At 72.9% G+C, this 2284-nt stretch carries 3 protein-coding genes and 1 pseudogene; 3 read left to right on the top strand and 1 reads right to left on the bottom strand.

Annotation, left to right across the window (positions count from 1 at the left end; all coding sequences use genetic code 11):
- The 3 genes from G3I65_RS30990 to G3I65_RS30980 form a co-directional block, all read left to right on the top strand.
- Positions 1-593: hypothetical protein (locus tag G3I65_RS30990; protein ID WP_309235823.1), on the top strand; the 593-nt coding region annotated here is incomplete at its 5' end.
- A 75-nt stretch (positions 594-668) separates the two neighbouring features.
- On the top strand, positions 669-1037 hold the full coding sequence (locus tag G3I65_RS30985; protein WP_160699242.1) for a DoxX family protein: 369 nt from the start codon (positions 669-671) through the stop codon (positions 1035-1037).
- A 24-nt stretch (positions 1038-1061) separates the two neighbouring features.
- Positions 1062-1940, top strand: coding sequence for an RNA polymerase sigma-70 factor (locus G3I65_RS30980; RefSeq protein WP_160699241.1), 879 nt, complete (start codon positions 1062-1064; stop codon positions 1938-1940).
- Here the strand turns inward: G3I65_RS30980 and G3I65_RS30975 are convergent.
- Positions 1937-2284, bottom strand: a pseudogene (locus G3I65_RS30975) (transcriptional regulator); the annotation flags it as partial. The gene G3I65_RS30980 and the pseudogene G3I65_RS30975 sit on opposite strands and share 4 nt — an antisense overlap.

The following is a 2284-nucleotide window of genomic DNA, read 5'->3' as shown; positions in this document are numbered from 1 at the left end:
CCTTCGGGGGTGGGGGAGCCGGCGCCGCGTCGGAGGCGCTGGCCGGGAACGCCGCCGGTGACGTCGTCGACTCGTTGCCGGGGCGCTCGCTCAAGACGCGGCGGGCCGAGGCGCGGGAGTCGGCGAAGCGGGGGAAGCCGAAGGAGGCCTGGAGCCGCCTGAAGCTCAAGGAGCTCAAGCGTGAGGTGCGCCGTCTCGAGCGGGAAGGGGACTGCGTCGCGGCGGCGACCGGCAAGGTGCGGGAGTTCCTGGCCCGGACGCCGTGCACGTCGTTGGACCGGATGCTGCTGGCGGTCGGCGACGGCCACGGCAACGCCGCGGTGATCTCGGTGGTGCGGGTGGGGTTCCGGTCGAAACGGCAGGCGAAGGAGTTCGAGAAGGTCGAGGCGGTGCAGGGCAGCGGCGACGTGCGGCCGCTGGAAATCGCGGCCGTGCTCGGGATCGCCGGGGTCGCGATGACCGGGCTGCACTACCAGTCGCGCGCGGATGGCTACGGGATGGTGGTCGCCGAGGCCGATGTCGCCACCGGGCGCGTCGATCGCGGGACGCTCGACGCCCTCGCGGACGTCGCCGCCTACCTGCCCGTCAAGTGATCCACGTCATGCTCTGTCACAGCCGTCCACCCCGCGGTGTCTTGAGGCCGAACCAGCCGAAAGAAGGAGACCGCCATGGACCTGGCGCTGTGGATCGCCGCCGGAGCACTCGCACTCGTCGCGCTCGCGGGAGGTGTCAGCAAGGCCTTCCTGCCCCAGGCGAAGCTCGCCGCCGCGCGGGGCGGGGAGTGGACCGCCGAGGCGGCTCCCGGGTTCGTCAAGGGGCTCGGGGTGCTCGAACTGCTCGCCGCCGCCGGGCTGGTGCTGCCGGCGCTGACCGGGATCGCGCCCGTGCTCGTGCCGGTGACCGCCGTCTGCTGGGTGCTGCTCATGATCGGTGCGATGATCACCCACGTCCGGCACGGCAGCGCGAAGTTCGCCCTCTTGAACCTCGCCTACCTCGCCGTGGCCGTGTTCGTCGCCTGGGGGCGGTTCGCGGTCTGACCGCGGCCGGGAAAGGAGCCGACCATGAACGCCACCGACACCTTCGTCGCCCACCGGAACCTGCTGTTCACCGTCGCCTACGAGATGCTCGGGTCCGCGGCCGACGCCGAGGACGTCCTGCAGGAGACCTGGCTGCGGTGGGCGGACGTCGACCTGGCCGACGTGCGCGACGAGCGCGCCTACCTGGTCCGGATCACGACCCGCCTGGCGCTCAACCGGCTGCGCACCATGAAGCGCCGCAAGGAGGCCTACGTCGGCCCCTGGCTCCCGGAACCGCTGCTCACCACCCCGGACGTCGCCGAGAACGTCGAGCTCGCCGAGAGCGTGTCCATGGCGCTCATGCTCGTCCTCGAAACGCTCGCGCCGACCGAGCGCGCGGTCTTCGTGCTGCGCGAGGTCTTCGACTTCGGGTACGACGAGATCGCGGCCGCCGTCGGCAAGACCCCCGCCGCGGTCCGGCAGATCGCGCACCGCGCGCGGCGGCACGTCGACGCGCGGCGCCCGCGCGAGACCGTCTCCGCGCGCGAGACCCGGGCGGTGCTGGAGTCGTTCCAGCGCGCCCTGGAAAGCCGCGACCTGCAAGGACTCCTCGACGTCCTCGCACCGGACGTCGTCCTGATGAGCGACGGCGGCGGCGTCAAGCAGGCCGTGCCGCGGCCGGTCACCGGGGCCGACCGGCTCGCGCGGCTGGTGCTCGGCGGCATCGCCAAGAACGACGCCGCGCTCACCACCGAAGCCACCGTCGTCAACGGCAACCCGGGCCTCACCCTGCGGCTCGACGGCGAGCTCGACGGCGTCATGGCCGTGCGGGTCGAGGACGGGCGCATCACCGGCCTCTACTACGTGCGCAACCCGGAGAAGCTCACCCGCGTCGAGTCCGAAACGCCGCTCACCCTGCGCTAGACGTGCGTCGAGCTGACCGCGAACGCCGTGATGTGCTCGGCCAGCGCGCGGACGCCGTCGTGGGCGCGGTGCTTCTCCGCCTCCAGCTTGAGCGGCCGCAGGCGGTCCTTGGTGCGGACGGACTTGAGCGTCTCGGCCGTGTCGACCGCCTCGGTGCCGATCTCCGCGCCGCGCTCCAGATCGCCCTCGATCAGGTGATCGGTGGCCAGCATGGCCAGGCAGAAGGAGCGGCTGCGGGCCATGTCCTGGTCGTAGCGCTCGACCGCGCGGGTCAGCGCGGCGATCGCGGCCGGGGCGTGGCGGGGGCCGGCGCGCACGGCGAGCGCGGTGCGCACCGTGCCGGT

The organism is Amycolatopsis sp. SID8362 (assembly GCF_010550475.1).
Taxonomy (GTDB): Bacteria; Actinomycetota; Actinomycetes; order Mycobacteriales; family Pseudonocardiaceae; genus Amycolatopsis; species Amycolatopsis eburnea.
The sequence above is the reverse complement of the archived record's forward strand: the minus strand, read 5'-3'. Positions and strand labels throughout refer to the sequence as shown.

Bases quoted from the DNA above. Each gene is read 5' to 3' on its own strand.
- G3I65_RS30985 (WP_160699242.1), top strand. From the start codon at position 669: ATGGACCTGGCGCTGTGGATCGCCGCCGGAGCACTCGCACTCGTCGCG.
- G3I65_RS30980 (WP_160699241.1), top strand. From the start codon at position 1,062: ATGAACGCCACCGACACCTTCGTCGCCCACCGGAACCTGCTGTTCACC.